Source organism: Streptomyces cylindrosporus, assembly GCF_022698165.1.
GTDB lineage: Bacteria > Actinomycetota > Actinomycetes > Streptomycetales > Streptomycetaceae > Streptomyces > Streptomyces cylindrosporus.
The window spans coordinates 328,584-349,822 of sequence record NZ_JALDAY010000006.1; the positions used below are offsets into that span (position 1 = coordinate 328,584).

The 21,239-nt window shown below is 71.9% G+C and carries 17 protein-coding genes; 3 read left to right on the forward strand and 14 right to left on the reverse strand.

The window, feature by feature from the left end:
- Window positions 1–222 precede the first annotated feature (222 nt).
- The gene (locus MQP27_RS21320; RefSeq protein ID WP_242766882.1) at window positions 223–1,761 is read right to left on the reverse strand and encodes a helix-turn-helix domain-containing protein; all 1,539 of its coding nucleotides are present in this window, start codon (window positions 1,759–1,761) and stop codon (window positions 223–225) included.
- Entirely contained in the window at window positions 1,758–2,069 is a 312-nt protein-coding gene (locus MQP27_RS21325) for a helix-turn-helix domain-containing protein (RefSeq protein ID WP_242766883.1), read from the reverse strand. The genes MQP27_RS21320 and MQP27_RS21325 overlap by 4 nt, the downstream gene beginning before the upstream one ends.
- A 169-nt stretch (window positions 2,070–2,238) precedes the next feature.
- Between MQP27_RS21325 and MQP27_RS21330 the strand changes: the two genes are divergently transcribed.
- Window positions 2,239–3,027 carry an SAM-dependent methyltransferase gene (locus tag MQP27_RS21330; protein WP_242766884.1) on the forward strand — a complete coding sequence of 263 codons (789 nt, stop codon included), beginning with the start codon at window positions 2,239–2,241 and terminating at the stop codon, window positions 3,025–3,027.
- A gap of 43 nt (window positions 3,028–3,070) precedes the next feature.
- On the opposite strand, the gene MQP27_RS21335 is transcribed toward MQP27_RS21330, so the two are convergent.
- From MQP27_RS21335 to MQP27_RS21355, 5 genes are all read right to left on the reverse strand, one after another.
- Window positions 3,071–4,057, reverse strand: a complete 987-nt coding sequence (locus MQP27_RS21335) for a L,D-transpeptidase (RefSeq protein ID WP_242766885.1) — start codon at window positions 4,055–4,057, stop codon at window positions 3,071–3,073.
- A gap of 182 nt (window positions 4,058–4,239) precedes the next feature.
- Complete coding sequence (locus tag MQP27_RS21340; protein ID WP_242766886.1) at window positions 4,240–6,468, reverse strand: MMPL family transporter; 2,229 nt, start codon at window positions 6,466–6,468, stop codon at window positions 4,240–4,242.
- Window positions 6,469–6,584: 116 nt separating this feature from the next.
- Window positions 6,585–7,289, reverse strand: coding sequence for a hypothetical protein (locus MQP27_RS21345; protein WP_242766887.1), 705 nt, complete (start codon window positions 7,287–7,289; stop codon window positions 6,585–6,587).
- A 14-nt stretch (window positions 7,290–7,303) separates the two neighbouring features.
- Complete coding sequence (locus tag MQP27_RS21350) at window positions 7,304–7,921, reverse strand: SigE family RNA polymerase sigma factor (RefSeq protein WP_242766888.1); 618 nt, start codon at window positions 7,919–7,921, stop codon at window positions 7,304–7,306.
- Window positions 7,922–8,071: 150 nt separating this feature from the next.
- Window positions 8,072–9,136: a YihY/virulence factor BrkB family protein gene (locus MQP27_RS21355; RefSeq protein ID WP_242766889.1), complete on the reverse strand. Its 1,065-nt coding sequence runs from the start codon at window positions 9,134–9,136 to the stop codon at window positions 8,072–8,074.
- 137 nt (window positions 9,137–9,273) lie between these two features.
- Here MQP27_RS21355 and MQP27_RS21360 point away from each other — a divergent pair, with 137 nt between their 5' ends.
- The gene (locus MQP27_RS21360) at window positions 9,274–9,777 is read left to right on the forward strand and encodes a GIY-YIG nuclease family protein (RefSeq protein WP_242766890.1); all 504 of its coding nucleotides are present in this window, start codon (window positions 9,274–9,276) and stop codon (window positions 9,775–9,777) included.
- Here MQP27_RS21360 and MQP27_RS21365 read toward each other — a convergent pair.
- Window positions 9,738–10,565, reverse strand: coding sequence for an IclR family transcriptional regulator (locus MQP27_RS21365; protein ID WP_372511265.1), 828 nt, complete (start codon window positions 10,563–10,565; stop codon window positions 9,738–9,740). The genes MQP27_RS21360 and MQP27_RS21365 overlap by 40 nt on opposite strands.
- Before the next feature lie 129 nt (window positions 10,566–10,694).
- Entirely contained in the window at window positions 10,695–11,249 is a 555-nt protein-coding gene (locus MQP27_RS21370; RefSeq protein ID WP_242766891.1) for a TetR/AcrR family transcriptional regulator, read from the reverse strand.
- A 352-nt stretch (window positions 11,250–11,601) separates the two neighbouring features.
- On the opposite strand from MQP27_RS21370, the gene MQP27_RS21375 reads away from it, so the two are divergent.
- Window positions 11,602–13,221, forward strand: coding sequence for a GMC oxidoreductase (locus MQP27_RS21375; protein WP_242766892.1), 1,620 nt, complete (start codon window positions 11,602–11,604; stop codon window positions 13,219–13,221).
- Between the two features lie 65 nt (window positions 13,222–13,286).
- Here MQP27_RS21375 and MQP27_RS21380 read toward each other — a convergent pair whose 3' ends face one another.
- The 5 genes from MQP27_RS21380 to MQP27_RS21400 are packed head-to-tail and all read right to left on the reverse strand — an operon-like array spanning window position 13,287 to window position 21,236.
- Window positions 13,287–14,369: a class I SAM-dependent methyltransferase gene (locus MQP27_RS21380; RefSeq protein ID WP_242766893.1), complete on the reverse strand. Its 1,083-nt coding sequence runs from the start codon at window positions 14,367–14,369 to the stop codon at window positions 13,287–13,289.
- The gene (locus tag MQP27_RS21385) at window positions 14,366–15,556 is read right to left on the reverse strand and encodes a glycosyltransferase (RefSeq protein ID WP_242766894.1); all 1,191 of its coding nucleotides are present in this window, start codon (window positions 15,554–15,556) and stop codon (window positions 14,366–14,368) included. Before MQP27_RS21385 ends, MQP27_RS21380 begins: the two co-directional genes overlap by 4 nt.
- Complete coding sequence (locus tag MQP27_RS21390; protein ID WP_242766895.1) at window positions 15,553–16,365, reverse strand: alpha/beta fold hydrolase; 813 nt, start codon at window positions 16,363–16,365, stop codon at window positions 15,553–15,555. The genes MQP27_RS21385 and MQP27_RS21390 overlap by 4 nt, the downstream gene beginning before the upstream one ends.
- A 3-nt stretch (window positions 16,366–16,368) precedes the next feature.
- On the reverse strand, window positions 16,369–16,680 hold the full coding sequence (locus tag MQP27_RS21395; RefSeq protein ID WP_242766896.1) for an acyl carrier protein: 312 nt from the start codon (window positions 16,678–16,680) through the stop codon (window positions 16,369–16,371).
- Window positions 16,677–21,236, reverse strand: a complete 4,560-nt coding sequence (locus MQP27_RS21400; protein ID WP_242766897.1) for a type I polyketide synthase — start codon at window positions 21,234–21,236, stop codon at window positions 16,677–16,679. The genes MQP27_RS21395 and MQP27_RS21400 overlap by 4 nt, the downstream gene beginning before the upstream one ends.
- Window positions 21,237–21,239 lie beyond the last annotated feature (3 nt).

Consider the following 21,239-nt stretch of genomic DNA (forward strand, 5'->3'; position numbering starts at 1 on the left):
CCCGGTCACCCGGAGGGAACGGAGCCGAACGGACAGGACTCCGGCCTGATACAGCGGAACGGACACGACCCCTCGGCCTCCCTACGAGCACCACCCCGTGGGTGACGCGAAAAGCCGTGTCCGCGGCTACCTGCGAACACAGCCAACAAAGCATCTAACCAATTGCGAAATTTTGCAATTCCGCATCACGCCCTGAGACACGACCAAGGCCTGCGTGACCGGCTACGGGCCGACGCGGTAGACGTCCTTGACCTTCACCTCGGTGACGCCGCGGCCTTCGGGGAACACGGTGCGCCAGTCGCCGATGACGTGGAGCTCGTCCGTGCCCATCGCGCGAACGACCATCAGACCCTCGTCGTACGCGCGATGGGCCTTCCACCAGAGGTTGGCGAAGGCCTGGCTGCGGATGAGGTGCATCCAGTCGGTGCGGTACAGCTCCCGGTTGTAGTTCGACTCGCCGAGCGTGGAGACGAACTTCGAGTACATCGCCTTGACGTACTCCAGCGTCACCTCGTCGTCCTCCGCGATGGCCCGGTCCCGGGCGTCCTTGAGGGCGACGCGGAACTTCTCCAGCAGGCCCTCGGTGGCCCCGGAGGTCCACGACTCGTGGATCTCCGGCGGGTCGCACAGTCCGTACTTCGGGCCGGAGATGCGCAGCAGGAGCCGCAGGGTCGACTCGGTCACCCACAGCGGACCCGGCTCGTCCCGGCTGCCGATCGGGTTGGGCAGGTAGGCGTCGTGGTCCCAGTCGGGCGGGGTGATCAGGTGGACGCCTGCGCGGCGCGGGTTGTGGTGGTTGCCGGTGGAGTGTTCCAGTTGGCCGAGCGGCAGATGGGTCTTCAGCGCGCTCAGGTAGGCGCCGTTGACGTCGAGCGCGGTGATCTCGTGCTCTCCGGGCGGCAGTTCGGGCCGTGCCCACTTGGGTCGGGCCTCCCAGATCTGGTCGGCGCCGCGGGCGGACTGCTTGCGCAGGACGTCGGGCAGCCACGGGTGGGCGATCACGTCGTAGCGGCCGCCCTTGCGGGTGTGGTCCAGCAGCGCCATCGCGTCCGGGATCGCCCGCTTCACCAGCGCGGCGGTCGCCCTGTCCACGTCGCCGGAGTGCTCGGCGAGCGCGGCGGCGACAGCGGTGGCGATCAGGTCCGGGTCGTCGACGGCCTTCATACGACGGCCGACCGGGACGACCCGGACGCCGCGTCCGTCCTGCCGCTGCCGGCCGGAAGACTGCGCGCGCTGGGGTGATGTACGGGAAGCGGCCCTCTCCGGCGGGGAAGGCTCGGGTGTCCGCGCGGTCTCGGCGTGCTCGCACTCGGCGGGGTCCAGATGCTGAGGGAATCCGGCGACCTGGTGCCGGGCGGGCTGTCCGCACAGCACGCACGGCTGGGGCGCGGCGAGGACGTCGACATCGTCGTCCTGCGCGGCCGTCGGCTCGGCATCAGCGTGCAGCTCGGCATCGGTGTGGGACTCGTCCTCCGGCTCCTCGCCCGGAGCTGCCTCCCCGGCCGTCTCCGATGCCTCGGCGGCCAGTTTCGTCCGCGCTCCTTCGAGGAAGTACGCGTACTTCTCGCGTACTTCGCCACTTGGGTCCCGTCCCGACTCCCAGCCCCCGACCGTGGACGGGCTGACTCCCAGCGCCTGGGCGAGCTGTGTGCGCGAGAGGTTCAGTTCCTCGCGCAGGGTGCGCCGCTCCTCGGCCGACGGCAGCGCCACCTCCTTCTTCGCGCCTGCGAGCAGCGCGTCGATCGCGCCGAAGTCCGTCATGACGTACGCCCCTCGGTGGCAGCGGAACGGTGGGGGCCGGCCTGGCGGCCGAGGGCGCGGCGGCGCGCGGCGGGCAGCGCCTCCGTGGCCCGGGTGGGGCCGGCGAGCAGGTCGAGGACGTCGATGCCGTAGTGCGCGGCGACGGCCTCGCAGTCGGCGAGGCTCCAGCCGGCGCTGCCGGACTGACGGCGGCTCACCTGGGCCTGGCTCACGCCCAGGACGGCGGCGAGTTCGGTCTGCGACTCGCCGGTCGCGTGCAGGAGCGCCGCCACCGCCGATCGCACCCGATCCTCAAGGCTCATACCCATGAGGGGGAAGTTACCACTCTCACCTCATGAAACATGCGTTTTACGCAACACCTGGCGATCAACAGGAGTCGAGCGGTCAACTGCCGCTGCCCACAGGGCACATGACTCGTCCGGCGTACGATGATCGAGTACTCGGCCCACCCTGACTCATCGGCGTGATGGAGCTGCAATGACGACCGACCCACAGCCGTCCGTGCGCATCGACACCGGCAAGGCGCATCCCGCGCGGGTCTACGACTGGCTGCTGGGCGGCAAGGACAACTACCCCGTCGACGAGGCCGTGGGCGCGCTGCTGCCGCCCGAGGCCAGGGATGCGGCGCGGCAGAACCGGCAGTTCATGCACCGGGCCGCGGCCTGGCTCGCCGCACAGGGCGTCGATCAGTTCCTGGACATCGGGACCGGGATCCCCACCGAGCCCAATCTGCATCAGATCGTCCAGGGCATCGTGCCGACGGCGAAGGTCGTGTACGCCGACAACGATCCGATCGTGCTGCGGCACGCCGAGGCGCTGCTGGTCAGCAGTCCGGAGGGGGTCACCGACTACATCGAGGCCGATGTGCGCCGACCCGACGGCATCGTCGAGCACGCGCGGCACGTCCTGGATTTCGAGCGGCCCATCGCGCTGTCGCTCATCGCGCTGATGCACTTCATCACCGACGAGCAGGGGGCCGGGGACATCGTCCGCGATCTGGTCGCCACGCTGCCGCCGGGCAGCTATCTGGTGCTCTCGCACGCGGCTTCCGACCTGTATCCGGAACTCGCCGAGCAGGTCACCGAGCAGTACGCCAAGGGCGGTATCCGGCTGGCGTTCCGTACCCGGCCCGAGGTCGAGCGCTTCTTCGACAGTCTGGAGCTCGTCCCGCCGGGTCTGGTCACCGCGACCGAGTGGACAACCCCCGACCTGCCCGCCGACCCGGAGGGCAGCGGCATCTACGCGGGAGTGGCACGCATCGGCTGAATCCGCCCCCGCGGGGGTGTCCCGCGGGGGTGTCCGATCGGCCTTACAGGGTCGCGGTCGTCTGCTCCCCGGACGCGCTGCCGGAGAGCCACTGGTTCCAGTCCAGGTTGAAGTCGGCGTAGCCGTTGTCGGCCGGGGCCTTGCCGCGGGGAGAGCCGGTGATCGTGACGGGGTCGCCCTGCTTGACCTGGCCGTAGAACCACTTGGCGTCCGACATGGACAGGTGGACGCAGCCGTGCGAGCCGCGGGCGCTGCCGCTGCCCGGGTTGGGGTCGCCGGTCGAGTAGTGCACGTACGTGCCGGACTGGGTCAGGTGGACATCCCAGGGCAGCGTCAGGTCGTAGTAGTTGGCGCTGCCCTTGTCGCAGCTGATGCCGACGCTGCAGGAGGTCATGTGGACCTTCTCCTGCTTGTCGATGACGGCCATCGTGCCGTCCCACGTCGGGTACTGGGCGCTGCCCGCGTTGATGGACAGCGTGCGCACCAGCGCGCCGTTCTTGGTCACCTTCATGGTGTGGTTGGTGACGGAGACGTCCGCGCGGACATCGTCGCCGATCTTGAAGGTGTGCGTGTAACCGTGCACGCCGTAACGGCCGTTGCCGTTGCTGACGCCGGTCATGTCGGCGTCGATCTTCACCGTCGTACCGGAGGGCCAGTAGGTCTTCGGCCGCCAGTCGGCGCGCCGGTCGCCCATCCAGTGCCAGGCACCCTCCACGGGCTGCGAGGCGCTCACCTTCATGTGCTTCTCGACGTTGGCGCGCGCCTTGGCCGCCACCGGGTTGGTGAAGACCACCGAGATCGGCATGGCCACGCCGACCGTGGTCCCCGACTGCGGCATGATCGTGTCCAGCAGCATGGGCGGGCCCGCGGGCTTCGTCGGTGACGGCGAGGCACTCGCGCTCGCCTTGCCCGACGCCTTGGCGTCCGCCCCGCTCGCCTTGTCGCTGCCGCCTCCGCCGCAGGCGCTCGCGCCCATCAGCGTGGCGACCGTGACGAGTGCGATTCCTATGCCACCCCTGCGCCGTCCCACGACCCGACCCGCTCTCTCGATCCCGACCCCTGTAAGGTCCGCCTCCTTGTCAGACAGGGATCCCCCGGGTCGCAGTTCCATGCGGCACACACATGTTTAGTGATCCACATCACTCGCGCTTGGCGTTCCGCGGACGCGCGAACCGGTGGCGCTTCGGTGTTCTCGCGCCGATGCGCAAACCCTCAGGCAGGTGTGGGGCTCTTGTCGTCCGTGCTGTCCGTGTGTCCCTCTTCCGGCTGTGCCGTCGGCGCCGGGTGGGTGCGGCTGAGGGCCTCGCCCTCCACGTCGAGGTGCGGCAGGATCCGGTCCAGCCAGCGCGGCAGCCAGGCGACCTTGTCGCCGAGGAGGGCGAGGACCCCCGGGACGAAGGCCATGCGGACCACGAACGCGTCGAACAGGACGGCGATCGCGAGGCCGAAGCCGATCATCTTGATCATGGAGTCGTCGGCGGTGACGAAGCCCGCGAACACCGCGATCATGATGAGCGCGGCCGCGGCCACCACCCGGGCGCTGTAGCGGAACCCGGTGGTGATGGACTCGCCGGCCCCCTGCCCGTGGACGTACGCCTCACGGATGCGGGAGACGAGGAACACCTCGTAGTCCATGGCGAGGCCGAAGACGATGCCCACGAGGAAGATCGGCATCATGCTCATGATCGGCCCGGTGGACTCGACGCCGATCAGCGAGGCGCCCCAGCCCCACTGGAAGACCGCGACCACGCAGCCGAGGGCCGCGAGCACCGAGAGCAGGAAGCCCATGGCCGCCTTCAGCGGGATGAAGATCGACCGGAAGACCATCATCAGCAGGACGACGGCCAGGCCGACGACGACGATCAGATACGGGATCAGGGCGCCCTGGACCTTCTGGGCGACGTCGATGTTGAGCGCGGTGGTGCCGGTGACCTCGAAGGTCGCGCCTGTGCCGGCCACGGTCGCCGCTCGCTCGTCGCGGATCGTGTGGACGAGGTCCTCGGTCTTCTTGTCGGTCGGCGCCCACTGCGGTACGGCGGAGAAGACCGCGGTGTCGCCCGCCTGGTTGAAGCGGGGTGCGGTGACCGACACGACGCCCGGGGTGGCACCGATCTTCTTCTCGATCGTCGCCACGGCGGCCTTGGGGTCGCCGGTTCCTTTGGCGTCGACCACCACGGTCAGCGGGCCGTTGAAGCCGGGGCCGAAGCCCTGGGCGAGGTCGTCGTAGGCGCGGCGCTCGGTGGTGGAGGTGGGCTTGGCCTCGTCGCCGGGCATGCCGAGCTGGAGGTCGAGGACCGGGATGGCCAGCACGATCAGGGAGACCATCGCGGTGAACCGTACGGGGAAGGGGTGGCGCTGTACGAACTCGGCCCAGCGGCTTCCGCGGTTGCCCAGCACGCCCTGCACGCGCCGCCCGGTCAGCCGGTAGCGGCGGGAGAGGACCGCGCGCGGCCAGAAACCGATCAGGGCCGGGACGAGGGTCAGGCACACGCACACGGCGATCACGACCGCGCCGGCCGCGCACAGGCCCATCTTGGTGAGCATGGGGATGCCGACCACGGACAGCCCGGCGAGCGCGATGACCACGGTGAGCCCGGCGAAGACGACCGCCGAGCCCGCCGTGCCGACGGCGAGGCCAGCCGCCTCCTGCTCGTCGTGGCCGTTGGCCCGTTCCTCGCGGTAGCGGGAGACGACGAACAGGGCATAGTCGATGCCGCAGGCCAGGCCCAGCATGGTGGCCAGCGTGCCGGTCGTCGAGGACAGCCCGAACGCGCTCGCCAGCGCCGTGATGGCGGTCATGCTGATGCCCACGCCCAGTACCGCGGTCAGCAGCGGCAGCCCGGCCGCGGCCAACGAGCCGAAGGTGACGAGCAGGACGACGGCGGCGACGACGATGCCGATCACCTCGCCGACACCGCCCGCCTCGGGTGTGCTCGCCAGCGCGGTGCCGCCCATCTCGACAGTCAGGCCCGCGTCACGGGCGGACTGTGCGGCGCCGCGCAGGGTGTTCTTGGCGGCGTCGGTGAGGTCGTTGGCCGCCTCGGTGTAGGTGATGGTCGCGAACGCCGTCGAGCCGTCCTTGCTCACCGCCTGCGCCTGGAAGGGGCCGACGGCGGAGGCGACCTGCGGCCCGTCGGCCGCCTGGGTCACGGCCTTGTCGATGGCCGCCCGGTTGGCGGGCGAGGTGACCTTCTGCCCGGTCGGGGCGACGAACACCATCCGGGCGGTCGCGCCGTCGGCGGTGGCTCCCGGGAAGCGCTGCTCCATCAGGTCGAACGCGCGCTGGGCCTCGATACCGGGTGCGGAGAACGTGCTGTCGGGTGCCGCGGGCGCCTTGGCGGAGGCGAAGCCGAGGGCGGCGAGGACCGCGACCCACAGGAGAGTGACGTACCAGCGCCGCCGGAAGGCGAAGGAACCCAGCCGAAACAGCAGCGAAGCCATGAACTGCACCCCTTACGGTCGGCCCCCGGTGATCAAAGTGTGGAGCCGGGGTGGGCCGTCCGCACGCCGGGGCGTCGGGGAGCCGGAGATCTCCGGCCGGCGGCGCTGGAGCCGGCTCAGCGTCCCCCCATCCTGGCCAGTTCCTTGCCGTCGGCGCCGTACACGATGAAGACGGCGTCGCCCAGGAAGCCGCGGCTGTCGTCCGACGGCCGTGGCTCGCCGACGGCGTGGGTGCTCACATAGGCGGGCCGGCCGGTCAGCCGCACGATGGGGAGATCGGTGGTACGGCCGTTCTCCGTCATCGTGATCCGGGTGGCGGGCGTGTGCCCGGTGTAGGCCAGGACGTACACCGTGCCCTGGGGCCGGGGGTGGACGTTGGCGGTCATCGGCACGGCACCCGGCTGGTTCACGTCCAGCGGCCCCACGCAGATCGGCTTCGTGTCGGCCGGGTCCGCGTCGCAGTACTCGCGCTTCTTGAGCATGTACCAGACGCCGAGTCCCGCCTCGATCCGCTCCCCGGGCCGCACGACGCGTACGGGGGAACGGTCGTCGTGGCTCGGCGTGTGGGAGACGGGCGGGCGGGTGCCGGTGACCGTGTGCGAGTCCGCGGGGCCGTGGGACAGGACGAGATTGCCCGCCAGCGGGGTCAGGAGGGCGACGGCGAGGGTGCCGGTCACCAGTCTGCGGCGCCGCCTGATGAGCTTGGCCCGGTGGACGATCCGGTCGTGCGGGAACACCGTGGGGGCGCAGCCCCGTGCGGCCTCGTCCAGGGTCCGCCACAGTTCGGGCGACGGCGGCTGGGGCGAAAGGTCGGTACTCATGTCTGGCATACCCCTCAGTCCCGGTCCGCCGTCGTGGCGGCGTACTCGGACAGTGCCGCACTGCAGCGCAGCTTCTTCAGCGCACGGCTGGCCTGGCTCTTCACGGTGCCGGTCGCGCAGCCGAGGATGCGCGCGGTCTCCTGTTCGCTCAGGCACTCCCAGTAGCGGAGCACGACGATGGCGCGCTGGCGGGGCGGCAGCGTGGCGAGCGCGGCGAACAGTTCCGACCTGATGTCGTGGTCGTCGTCCCCGGACTCGCTTCGAGGCTCGGGCAGTTGAGGGGTCAGGAAGTGCACGACCCGGCGTTTCCGCTGCCGGGTGATGTTGTTGTTGATCAGCGCGCGCCGAACGTACTGGTCAGGTGCGTCCAGGGTGCGTATGTGATGCCAGCGCAGATAGATCTTGGCCAGCGTGGCCTGGACGAGGTCCTCCGCCTCGTGGTGGTCGCCGTTGGTCAGCAGGTAGGCGATGCGCAGCAGCCGGGGCCACCGCATCGCCGCATAGGTCTCGAAGTCCCCCACCTCGGACGCGCGGAGGTCGTCCCCGTCGTCCTGTCCCGTGCCCGCACCTGGTTCTCCGCCCGAGTCCCGCACCGCGCCTCTTCGAGAGGCGCTCGGCGTTGGGCTGGTCATCACACGCACCCCGGTCTACCCCGTTTCCTTCCCCTGTGTGCGCGCTGGTCGGGGCGCGCACGAAGTCCTCCCTGTAACACCACGCGCACGCGGATCGGGTTGCACGTGCCGGGGAACGGATGCGGGGCGTCGCCGGGCCGCCGGGCCCGCTCAGACGTCGTCCAGGCGGCGGAGGTCGGACTCGTCCCACGAGCGGGTGTCGCGGGGCTGGGTGTAGGGCTCGGCCTGGGGTGGATGTCCGCCGGCGATGGCCCGCTGGCGCACGCTCTCCGCGTCGAACTCCAGGCCCAGCAGGACCGCGAGGTTGCTGATCCACAACCAGACCAGGAAGACCACGGCTCCGGCCATGGCGCCGTACGTCTTGTTGTAGGAGGCGAACCGGGCGACGTAGAACGCGAAGCCCGCGGAGGCGGCGAGCCAGATCAGCAGGGCCAGCAGGCTGCCGGGGGTGATCCAGCGGAAGCCCTTCACCTTGGCGTTGGGGGTGGCCCAGTACAGGATCGCGAGCATCACCGTCACCAGCACCACGAGGACCGGCCACTTGGCGATCGCCCAGACCGTCAGCGCGGTGTCGCCGATCCCGAGGGCCTGTCCGGCCTGGCGGGCGATGCCGCCGGTGAAGACCACGATCAGCGCGCTGATCACCGCCAGCACCATGAGCACCACGGTCACCCCGAGCCGCACCGGGAGGATCTTCCAGACCGGCCGGCCCTCCGGCATGTCGTAGACGGCGTTGGCGGCGCGAATGAACGCGGCCACGTACCCGGACGACGACCACACCGCCACCACGATGCCCACCAGGGCCATCACCGAGCCGGTCCCCGCGCTGTTCTGCAGCTGCTCCACGGCTCGCGTGATGATGTCGCGCGCCGGACCGGGGGCCAGCTGCTTCAGGTTGGACAGCACCTTGTCGGTGGTCGAGGAGCCGGCGATCCCCAGCAGGGAGACCAGCACCAGCAGGGCCGGGAAGAGGGACAGCACTCCGTAGTACGTCAGCGCCGCGGCCCGGTCGGCGAGCTCGTCGTCCCTGAACTCCTTGAAGGTGCCCTTGAGCACGGCGGCCCGGGCCCCCTTCGGCAGCTTGGTCGGCGTGTCGGGGGCGGCCCGCTCGACCTCCTCGTCCGGCCCGGCCTCCTGCGGTGCCGGCACCCGGGTGTCCGGGTGGTCGTCGCGGGCGTTCTGGGGCTTCCGGCCCGGAAGATGCAGCTTCGCCATTGTCGTCGGGTATCCCACCGGCGCGAGCCCAACCCGGTGCGTCGCGGCCGTCGCGTAAGGCCGGGGCGTTGTCAGACCCGCGTGAGAACGTGAGGACGAGCGTTCTGCGAGTGCGGCGGAGGCGAGGAGGCGCCGGTATGACCCGCATCGACACGCAGTTCCTGCGCGCCCTCTTCGACGAGGAGGGCAGCCTTCACACCGCGGGCCGGACCGCCCTGTACCGGCTCTACGGCCCCGAGGGGCTGCTCTACGTCGGCATCTCGGTGAGTCCGCTCACGCGGGTGCGTACCCATCTCAGGGATCAGGCGTGGGCCTCCGAGGTCATAGGGGTCCGGATCGACTACCCCGACGATCCCGAAGCGGCCGAGCGGGAGGCCATATGGGCCGAGCGTCCCCGGCACAACGTGGTCTTCAACGGGTCGCTGCCTCCTCCGCCGCCGGATCGTGTGCAACGGCTCCGGGTTCAACTCGCCCACGCCCGGCAGCAGTTGGAGGGGCTGGAGAGCGCGGTGCCCGAGTCGTCGGCCCATCTGCGACTGATCATGCGCGGGATCGACTCGAAGCGGGCGAAGATCGCGAGGCTGGTCGGGGAACTCGCGGCTCAGCCCGGCAGCAAAGGCCGGAGCGGGACCGGCGGTTGACGGCCCGCCGCGCCGAAGAGTTCCTCGGACACCGACCGCACCGCGCCCACCACCAGCGGTGCGATCCGTTCCACCGCCGAATCGCCCGTGCCCACCGCCGAGATCGCCGCCACCGGACCGTCCGGGCCGCGGATCGCGAGGCCGACGCAGGCGATGCCCGGGAAGCACTCGCCACGGTCGACGGCCAGGCCGTTGCGGCGGCGGATGATGCCGAACTCCCGGTGCAGGGCATCCAGATGGCCGATGCTCCGCGGGGTGCGGCGCTCGATGACCCGGGCGTAGCGGGCGTCGATCTCCTCGGGGCTCAGCCACGCGAGCATCGCCTTGCCGAGTCCCGTGCAGTGGGCGATCGCCCGGCCGCCGACCCGCGAGGGGATGTCGACGGCTGCGCGGCCACCGATCTTGTCGAGGTAGTAGATCTCGGGACCGTCCAGCACGGCGAGGTGCACCACCATCCTGGTGCGGACGGCCAGTTCGAGGAGCTGGGGCGCGGCGGCGGCACGCAGGGTGCTGTGGGCGATCTCCCGCCCGCCGAGGCCCAGGGCGCGCGGGCCGAGGAGGTAGCCGGAGACGGTGTGGTGCAGCCAGTCCAGGCGGACCAGCTGGTCGAGTATGCGGTGGGCGGTGGACCGGGGCAGGCCCGTGCGGCGGGAGACGGTTTCGAGCGTCAGCCTGGTCTGCGGGTGCTCGAAGAGGTCCATGATCAGCGTTACTCGTTCCATCATCGACGGGGGCAGCGGGTGCTGTTCCACGTCGATTCCCGGGTCAGGGCGAAGGGCAGACGTCATCGTCGGTGCCTCCCTGCTGAAACTGAAATGTATTTCAGTTTGGCGCCGGCGCCAAGGTACCAACGCCGTCGTCCGGGGACCAAGAGGCGTGCAGGATCAGTTTGTCGGGGTCGTGTGGAGACGCGGTGGTCAGTCGGCGGCGTACGGCGCGAGGATCAGCCGTACCGCCAACCGCAGGTCCGCCTCGACCCGTTGGACGGAGATCTCCTCGGTCTGGGCCGCCACGAACAGACCCCACCAGCAGTAGATGAGGAGCCGTACGGTGCTGCGGTCGGCTTCGCCGGGGTCGTGGACGCCGAGCAGTTTCAGGACCGTGCGTCCCAGGTAGCTTCCGGCGATGTCGTAGCGGGTCGGGGTGGTGCCGGCGTACTCGGTGAAGGAGGACATGGCCACCGCGGAGGCCAGCAGTGGGTTGTCCAGGAGCTTCAGGGTCAGGGCGGTGAGGGTCTCGGCGACGTCCTGCACCGGGTCCGCCGTGCCGGCGTCTGCGGCGGTTTCGTCGTGACCTTCCAGGAACGTCTCGATGTGCCATTCGAGGACCGCGGTGAACAGGTGCGTCTTGGACGGGAAGTAGCGGTACAGCGTGGCGATCGCGACGCCCGCCTCCTTGGCCACGTCCAGCATCTGCACCCCGGCGAGGCCGTCGCGCGCGGCCAGTTCGCCGGCGGCGCGGAGGATGGCCACCCTGCGGGCCTGCTGTCGGCGCGACACCGGTGCGGCGGGCTGTCGCGGTTCAGCGGTCCTCGGCACACCGTCCCCCTGGTCCTCGGGTTCTCCCCACGTTAGCCCAACCCGGGCCGATCCCGGTCAGCGGGATGAGGTGGGCGCCCGTGCCGGGCGGGGCGTTCAATCACCGGGGTGACCTCGGGTGAGCGCGATCCGCGTGCGCCCGCAGGGAATTGAGTTGTCGGCCGTGGAGCACGGCGTTCGTCACGGCTGAGCCGCGCGGGTTCCCGCGGTGTCCAGCACCGGGGAGCCCGCCTGCCTGTCGCAGTTGCGACCTTCCCCGATCAGTCCGTCCCCACGGGAGTCCCCCATGTCCCGTAATTCCGCTCATTCCCCATCTGCCGAAGGCATCAGCCGCCGCCGGCTGCTCAGCGCGTCCGCGGCCGTCGGTGCCCTCGCGCTCGGCGGTGCCGGTACCGCCCGGGCCTCGACCGCCGCGGCCACCCGGGCCGACGTGACCGAACTGCGCGCCCGTGCCGTGGTCGTGGGCACCGGCTTCGGCGGCGGTGTGACCGCGCTCCGGCTGGCACAGGCCGGGGTGAAGACCCTCGTCCTGGAGCGCGGCCGGCGCTGGGTCACCGGCCCGAACGCGACCACGTTCTGCCGCTTCGCCACCATGGACAACCGCTCGGCGTGGCTGACCGACCACTCCATCGTCGGCGGCGTCGACAAGACCTGGACGCCCTACACCGGCGTCATCGAGGCCGTCGAGGGCAACGGGATGACCGCCAACGTCGGCGCGGCGGTCGGCGGCGGCTCGATCACGTACCACGGGATGACCCTGCAGCCGACGAAGGCGAACTTCGCCCGCTCCATCCCGCTCGCCGCGGACTTCTACGACTACCTGGACAAGGTGTCGTATCCGACGGTCTCCCGGATGCTGGGCATCTCCCCCATCCCCGACGACCTGCTGGCCTCCGACCCCTACAAGTCCTCGCGGCTGTTCCGGGACGTGCTGCCCAAGGTGGGCCTGACGCCGTTCAAGGTGCCGCTGCCCATCGGCTGGGAGTACGCCCGCGGCGAACTGACCGGCCGCTACGAGCCGACGTACACCACCAGCGACGTGGCCTTCGGGGTCAACAACGGCGGCAAGCACTCGATCGACGTCACCTATCTCGCGCGGGCCGAGTCGACCGGTCTGGTGGAGGTGGCGCCCCTGCACGTCGTGCGGGATCTCGCGCTCGACGCGAACAAGAAGTGGGTGCTGTCCGTCGACCGCATCGACACCGGCGGCGCCGTCCAGGAGAAGATCAGCGTGACCGCCGACGCGGTGTTCCTCAACGCGGGTTCGCCCGGCACCACCCGGCTGCTGGTGAAGTCCCGCGCCAAGGGGCTGGTCCCGGACCTGCCGGACGCCGTCGGCAGCAAGTGGGGCAACAACGGCGACCGGATCTGGGCCTGGCTCAACCCGAACGGGGACGCCGGCACCCAGCAGGGCGGCCCGGCCTGCATCGGCGCCACCGACTCCGGCAGCCCGATCCCGTACACCATCGTGCACGCGGGCTCGCCCGCGCCGGTCTCGGGCGCCACCCTGATGACCGTCGTCGGCTACGGCATCGTCGACGGCGCGGGCACCTGGGCCTACGACGCCGACAAGGACGACGCCGTGCTGACCTGGCCGTCCACGGCGGACGCGGCGCTGCAGGCGCTGATCACGGCACGGATGGAGTCGATCGCGGCGGCCGGGGGCGGTCTCATGCTCGACACCAACGCCACCGCGCCCTCCACCTGGCACTCGCTGGGCGGCGTGCCGATGGGCGGGGCGGTGGACCTCTACGGCCGGGTCCTCGGGCACAAGGGCCTCTACGTCCTCGACGGTGCCCGCATCCCCGGCTCCACGGGCGCCTGCAACCCGTCGTACACGATCGCGGCGCTCGCCGAGCACAGCATGGAGACCATCGTCCGCAAGGACCTCGGCACCGTCTTCTGACGCTTCTTCCGCACGGACACGCCGACGGACCCGGCGCTCATGGAGTGCCGGGTCCGTCGGCGGCCTCAGTCGCGTCGGGCCACCAGCCGGTAGGCGTTGGCCAGGCCCAGCGGCCGGGCCAGCGGCCTGACGACGAAGCGGTCCGTGAGCGTGCCGAGGACCAGGGCCGGGATGCCGGCGATCAGGGTCGTGGCCCGGAGGGTGCGCTGCAGGGCGGTCGGCGGGGTGGGCAGCCACGGCAGGTCGTCGCGCGGGGCGATGGCGTCCAGGGCCAGCCAGGCGGCGGCGAGGAGGTCGACGGGGTCGTGCGGCTCGGCGTGCTGCTCGGCCATGACCGTGAAGCCGAGGGTGCGCAGCCGGCGGCGCAGGTTCTCCACGGGCACGAGGTGCAGGTGCTGCGGCTGAAGCCAGGGCAGCCACCAGCGGCCCAGCAGACGCGCGTAGCGGCTGTCGGGGTCCGGGACCTCGATCAGCAGATGACCGCCGGGGCGCAGGGCCCGGTGCGCCGCCTCGAGTTCACGGGCCGGCTCCGTGCTGTGCTCCAGGTAGTGGAACATGCTCACGACGTCGTAGGCGCCCGCGAGTCCGCCGGCCAGCTCGGGGAAGGCGCCCCGGTAGCCGCGGTCCACGCGTCCGGCGCGCTCGGCGAGTTCGGCGCCGTCGGTGAAGTCCAGGCCGTCGAAGGACGTGCCGGGGTGGACGATCCGGGCCGCCTCGCAGAAGTGGCCGTGTCCGGTGCCGACGTCCAGCCACTTCTTGGGCGTGTCGACGAACGGCAGCAGCGACTCGGCCCGCCCGACGTACATCTTCGTCCGGCCCCCGAAGGTCTGGCCGAGCTGCTTCTCCCCCAGCCCGTCGTAGAAGTCCCGGTAGTAGAACTCCAGTCCGGCCTCGCTCAGGCGCGGGTTCTGGAAGGTGTGCCGGCACTCCCGGCACCGGTCCAGGACGAAGCGGCCGGGCTTGTGCTGGATCAGGTCGGTGGTGCGCAGCCGTGTCGTGAGCCGGTCCGAGCCGCACCACGGGCAGGTGTCGCGCCGGGGTTCGAAGAAGCGGTCGAGGCCGTCGGCGAGGTCGGCCGCGTAGCCGGGGCGCAGGGCGGCCACCTGCTCGCCGCGGCTGCGCGGCGGGGTGGCCGGATCGTCGCTCATGTGTCCTCCTTGGCGGGTGTGGCCAGTCGCTCCAGGTGGGTTGCGGCCGCCCGGCTGCCTCCGGCGGCACGGAACGCCGTACGGATCCGGTCGGCGGCGGTGCGGTGACCGGGTTCGTCGAGTACGGCGTCCAGGGCGGCGCCCAGCCGTGCGGCGGTGACCCGGCCGAAGCGCACCCGGACGCCCGCGCCCGCCGCGGTGACCTGTGCGGCCACCACCGGCTGGTCGTCGCGGATGGGTGCGACGACGAGGGGGACGCCGTGCCACAGGGCCTCGCACACGGTGTTGTGGCCGCCGTGGCAGACGACGGCCTGCGTCCTTTCCAGCAGGGCGAGTTGGGGCACGGAGGGCAGGATCAGTACGTCCTTGTCCTGGTCGTCGGGCGGGCCGAGGGCGGCGCCCGGATCGACGACCACGCCCTGCACGCGGTCGGCGCGTTCACGCAGCGCCCGCACGCACTCGCCGAGGAAGCGGGCGCCCACGTCGGTGTTGGCGGTGCCGAGGGTGACCAGGACCGTGGCGCGGCCCGGATCGAGCCGGTGCCAGGGAAAGCCGGGCGCGGCCGGGCGGTGTCCGATGGAGGGCCCCACCCAGCGGATCCGCTCCGTGTGTGTCGCGGGGGCGGCCAACTCCAGTGTGCTGAAGGCGAGGACGAGGTGCGGGGAGAAGCGCGGGTCGCCGGTCCCCGCCGGATCGCCGACGCGGGCGCGGAGCTGGTGCAGGACGCCGTCGAGCCACTCGGCGACCTTGGGCATGCCCGCCAGGGCGTCCGCGAACTCCGCGGAGGTGGTGGCCGAGGTCGCCCACGGCAGGCCCAGCCGCTCGGCCACCAGCCCGCCGGCCAGGGCCTGTTGATCCGCCACGACGGCATCGGGCGCGAAGTCCGCCACCGCCGCTCGAACCCCGGGCGCCATCTCGTCGGCGAGCGGCACCAGGAACCGCTCCCAGAGGAACTTCAGCGCCTCCGGGCCCCGGATGTCCGGCGGCCGGACACCGTGCCCGGCGCCGGGCACGGGTCCCTCGCAGGGGAAGACCACCGCGGTCCGGCCCGCCAGCCGGCGGACAAGGCCGGGGTCGGGGCAGACCCAGGCGCACTCGTGTCCGCGTGCGGCCAGTTCGGCCGCCACCCCCACCGCGGGGTTGATGTGCCCGGTCAACGGCGGTACGACGAACAGGAATCTGCTCACCGGGCGACGGCTTCCGCCGAGCGCACCCCGTCGATCAGCGTGAGGATGTGCCCGCCGACCACGCCCGCCGCCTCCACCAGCACCGAGTGCTCGTGCCCCGGCACCACGACCGTCCGGCAGTCGGGCAGCAACTCCTCCAGCCACGGCACGAGTTCGGCGAGGTCCGAGTCTCCGCCGTACACCCCGAGCACCGGGCAGCGCACGGCGCGGATGCGGTCCTCGGTCAGCACCCGGCTGGCCGGGATGTCCCGTGCCAGTGTGCTCTCCCGGGCCAGCCGGGCGGCGCCCTTGGCCAGGCGTGCGGTGTTGTGGCCGCGGTGGGCGTTGATCCAGGTGAGCGCGTCGGTCTCGTTGTACGCCAGCTCGTGCAGGACGCGTCGCAGGATGCCGCCGAGCTTGACCGACCAGGCCGCGGTGGCCGGTTCGGACTCGATCAGGGTGACGCTCGCGGCCCGCTGAGGGTGCCGGGCGGCGTAGCCGAAGGCGACGGTGCCGCCGTAGGAGTTGCCGACGAGGTGGACCGGGCCGGTCACCTCCAGCCGGTCCAGCAGAGCCTCCAGGTCGTCGATGTTGTCGTCGAGGGTGTAGCCGCTCGACGGGCGGGCGCTGCGGCCGTGGCCGCGCAGGTCGTACATCACGACGTCGAGGCCGGACGCGGCGAACGCGGGCGCGACGGTGAAGTAGTAGCTGGCCAGACTGTCGGTGAGGAGCCCGTGCACGAGCACGACCGTGGCGGTCGCCGCCCGGCCGTCGCGCGGCCCCATCCGCTGTACGTGCAACCGGAGTTGACCGGTGTCGACCATCGCCATGGCTCAGCCCGCCTCCGCCGCCTTCAGGCTGTGCACGACGTACTCGACGAGTCGGCCGACGGTGAGGTCGATGATCTCGTCGAACTCCATCCCGGCCAGGAACTCGGCGAAGTTGACCTGTCGGCCGTACTTGTCCTCCAGCAGGCCGGCGAGTGTCACCAGGTCGATGCTTTCCAGCTCCAGGTCGCGGTTGAAGGTGGTCGCCATGCCGATCTCGACGTCGTCCAGCCCGTATTCGTCTTCGAGGAGGGCGGTGAGCAGGCCGGCGATGTCGGCGAGGACCGCGTCCTCGTCCGTGGCGGTGGGGTGGGTCATCGGTCGTCCGTCTCCTTAGCGGGCGTCGCCGGGCCGGCCGTCCAGGCCACGACGTAGTTCCGGTCGGGCAGTCCCGGTGGATTGGCGGTACGTTCGTGTCGCACCAGGTAGGAGCCGTTCAGCCGTCCCGACACCAACAGCACTTCCGGTTCGGTCGCTTCGAGGACGGTGAAGTCGCGGGGCTGGCCGGCGAATCCGGTGCCCTCCGCCTTGGCGACCGCCTCCTTCGCCGCCCAGAACCGGGTGAACCAGAGCGCCTCCGGCTCGGCCGTGGCGGCGGACCGCTCCCGCAGCAGGGCGAGTTCGGACACGCCGAGGGCGGTGGCGAAGGTCGCCGGGTCGCGGTCGACGACCTCCTCGATGTCGATGCCGGGACCGGAACCGGGACCGGCGCCGGCGTCTCCGTGTCGCGGCCGTACGATCGCGACCGCCGCCTCGGCGCGGTGGGCCAGCGACACGTCCAGCGGGGACAGGGTCCGGCCGTGCAGGCCGGTGACGTACGGACGCCCGGACGCGTCGTTGCGCACCCGCACCTCAGCCGGGAAGACCGGACCCTCGCCGTGGTCCCACAGCCACCGCCGCACCGCGTCCTTGGCCGCGATCCGGCCGAGCAGCCACTGTCTGCGGCCGCGTGGCGGGTGGGCGGCGTACTCCGACCGCTCCGCGCCGCTCAGCAGGTTGCGCATGGTCAGCTCGCGGGAGGCGAGGTCGGGCCAGCGCTCGTGCAACAGCATCCAGCCGCCGGGCCGGGCCTCGGAGAGCGTGTTGCGTTCGGGGAAGCGTTCGACGGGCCGGGTCTTGGGGTCGTTGTCGAAGCGGCGGTCCTGCCAGCCGGTCAGCTCCGCCCAGACCCGTCCGGCGACGGTCAGCTGGACGTCGGCTTCGAGTTCCGTGTCGGTGAGGGAGGTGATCCGCACCAGGCACGCGACCTCGGTTCCGGGGGCCGGGTGAGGGCCGTAGAACCGCATCTGCCGTGTCTGGACGGGGAAGACGACGGTCCGCTCGGTGCGGGTCGCCATGATCCAGTAGCCGAGGATCTGGCCGACGTTGTCGAGGAGGGCGCCGGGGGCTGCGGGTGTGGTGATCACGCCTCGGATGTGGGAGTCGCCGATGGCGGTGAGCTCGGTGACGCCCTGGAAGGCCGGGCCGTGGAACATCCAGCGTTCGCGGTAGAGCCGGTCCGCGGTGTGCTCGGGGATGTGTTCGGTGGCGGGGTCCGTGCGCCAGGGGGGCGGGGGTGCAGCGGTGTGGCCGGCGGCGAGTTCGACGACGGCACGGGCCTGGTGGCCGAAGGCGACCGCGAGCCGGTCCGGGCCCTCGGCGGTCACGGTGACTGGCACGTCCACCGGTGGCGTGGCCGTGACCCATTGCCCGAAGCGGGCCCCGTGCACGGCGACCGCCCGCTTGCCGGGGGCCGCCCGCTCGGCCACCTCCATCATGTGGTGCACGATCGTGGTCGCCGGCACGACCGGCCACCGGTCGGCCATGTCGGGCCAGCCCGGGCGCTGCCGGAAGAAGCAGTGGTCCAGGAGGTAGGGCATGGCGTCGGTGGAGACGTGGACGGTGGTGCGGTGCTCCTGGGGTGGGGCGGGACGCACAGCCGGCGGGATGGAGGCCGGTGGCAAGGGCGGGGCGGCCAGGTGGCCGGTCGGTGTGGCGCTCGGATGCCCGGTCGGGCGTCGCGCGCCCGCGGTGATCAGCTCCGCGGCCGTCGCCGCCGTGTCCCGCAGCAGGGCGGAGAGTTCGGCGGCGGCCGATGAGCGCGTGGCGAGCGTGTCCAGCGGCGAGGAGTGCGGCTGTCCGGCGGCAGGTCGGAGGGTGTGACGTAGTTCCGCGAGGGCCGGGCCTTCCAGCGACACCAGGGCTCCGCCCAGGTCGAGCCGGACCGGCGGCCGGGTCGACCGCGGGGAGGCCGGGGAGGCCTGGGCTGGGGTGAGGGCCGGGGCTACCGCCGCGCCCGTGCTCCACAGGGCGGTCGCCACCCGGCGGAGCTGCGCGAGGCCCGAGCGGTGCGGGGAGTTGGCGGCCACGACCAGGTGGTCGCGGCCGGCGAGGGTGTCGTCGATGAGCGAGCCGAGCCGGCCGGTGCCGACTTGGACGAAGGTGCGGTGTCCGGCGTCGTACAGCGCCTCCACCAACTGCCGGAACCGGACCGGCTCCAGCAGATGCCGGACGAACAACTCCCGTACGCCTGACTCGTCTTGGGGATACGGCGACGCGGTCGTCCCCGACCAGAGGGGGACCGTCGGCGGGAGGAGCCGGAGGCGGCGGGCGGCCTCTTCGATGGGGGCCAGGTAGGGCTTCAGCATGGGTGTGTGGAAGCCGGAGCGGAACGGCAGCACCTGGGCGATCACGCCCTGCGCCCGGAAGGACCGTACGAACTCCTGGACCGCTTCGTCCGGACCGCAAACCATGGACTGGCTCGGCGCGTTGTCGTGGGAGAGCACGACTCCGGCCGCCGCCCACGCCTCCTCGTCGAGGGCGGCCAGGACACGCGCCGCCGGTGCGCCCAGCGCGCCGAAGGACAGTCCGGGGACGTTCAGGCTGTCGGGGTCGAAGGCGGCCATGAAGTCGCTGACCTCGTCCGCGGAATACAGGCCCGCCGCCGCCATCGCGGTCCACTCGCCGACGCTGTGCCCGGCGACCGCGTCGGGTACGACGCCCATGCGCCCCAGCGCGGCGTCGAGGAGCCGGCCGACGGCGACCACCTCCAGGCCGTGCCTGCCGACGTCCGCGACCTTGGCGCCGGAGTGGATGCCGGGCAGAGCGAAGTGGGCGGCCACATCGTCCACTTGGGGCACGAACTCGCCCTCCAGGCCCGGAAACACGAAGACGAGGCCGCCCTCCAGCGGTCGCGGTGCGAACCACACGTCGCTGCGGCCCTGCCACGCGCGTCCCTTGGCGACGGCCTTGCGGGCGAGGGCCAGTTTCCTGGCGGTCGGCTCGACCACACCGAGCCGGCAGCCGCCGGCCGCGGCGTGGGTACGGCGGTCGTCCAGGCCGGCGGCCAGGACGGCGGTGTCGGAGGCGTCCAGCAGCCGGGCCAGCTCCTCGGGGCCGTCGGCGGCGAGCAGGAGCGTCTTCTCCGGCTCGGTCACGACGGCCTTGGCGCGGCGCGGCCGGCGTGTGCCCGGCGGCTCCTCCAGGACCACGTGTGCGTTGATGCCGCCGAACCCGAACGCGTTGACCGCGGCCCGCCGCACCGGCCGCTCGGGCGTGGTCTCCCACGGCTCAGCCTGCCGCAGCGGGCGGAAGCGGGTGGCGGTGAGCGCGGGGTGGGGGTCGTCGCAGTGGAGGGTCGGCAGGAGTGTGCCGTGGTGGACGGCGAGGGCGGCCTTGATCAGGCCGGCCACTCCGGCGGCGGGCATCGTGTGGCCGATCATCGACTTCACCGAGCCGATGACGGCGTGCTCCCGCGAACCGGCGCCCTCCGCCGGGCCGAACACTTCGGCCAGCGTGGCCAGTTCGGCCGCGTCACCGGCCGGGGTGGCCGTGCCGTGTGCCTCCAGGAGGCCGACGGAGCCGGGTTCGGCCGGATCGAGCCCGGCGGCGTGCCAGGCCTGGCGCACGGCGTGGGCCTGGCCGGCCGAGTCCGGGTTGACGAGGCTCGCGGTACGGCCGTCGCCGGCCACGCCGGTACCGCGGATGACGGCGTACACGCGGTCGCCGTCGCGTTCGGCGTCGGCGAGTCGCTTGAGGACGACGATGCCGGTGCCCTCGCCGATCAGGATGCCGTCGGCGTCCCGGTGGAAGGGGCGGATGCGCTGGGACGGGGAGAGGGCGCGCAGCTGGGAGAAGACGCTCCACAGAGTGATGTCGTGGCAGTGGTGGACTCCCCCGGCGAACATCACGTCGCAGCGTCCGGCGGTGAGTTCGCCGACCGCCTGGTCGACGGCGACCAGCGAGGAGGCGCAGGCCGCGTCCACGGTGTAGGCGGGACCGCGCAGGTCGAGGCGGTTGGCGACCCGGGAGGCGGCGAGGTTGGGCACCAGGCCGATGGCGTTCTCGGGGCTGTCGGGGCCGAGCCGGTCGGTGAACGCCTCGCGGACGCGGTCGAGTTGACCGGGTGTCAGCTCCGGGACCAACTCGCCCAGGGTACGCACGAGTTGTCCCGCGGTACGGACCCGCTGGTCGAGCCGGACCAGGCCGGGGGTGAGGTAGCCGCCCCGGCCCAGGACGACGCCGACGCGACGGCGGTCCGGCAACCGGCCCTCGCCGCCCGCGTCGGCGAGGGCCTCGGCGGCCACGTGCAGGGCGATGAGCTGGTCGGGCTCGGTGCCGGCCACCGAGTTCGGCATGATCCCGAACCGGGTGACCTCCACCTCGGCCAGGGCGTCGACGAATCCGCCGCGCCGGCAGTACACCCGCTCCGCGACGGCCCGGCCGGTCGCCGCTCCTTCCCGGTAGTAGGCGTCGGTGTCCCAACGCCCGTCCGGCACGTCGGAGATGGCGTCCCGGCCGTGCCGCAGGTTGTCCCAGTAGGCGTCCAGACCGGCGGCGCCGGGCAGCAGCGCCGACATGCCCACGATGGCCACCGGGGTCTGGCGGCCCGTCATGTG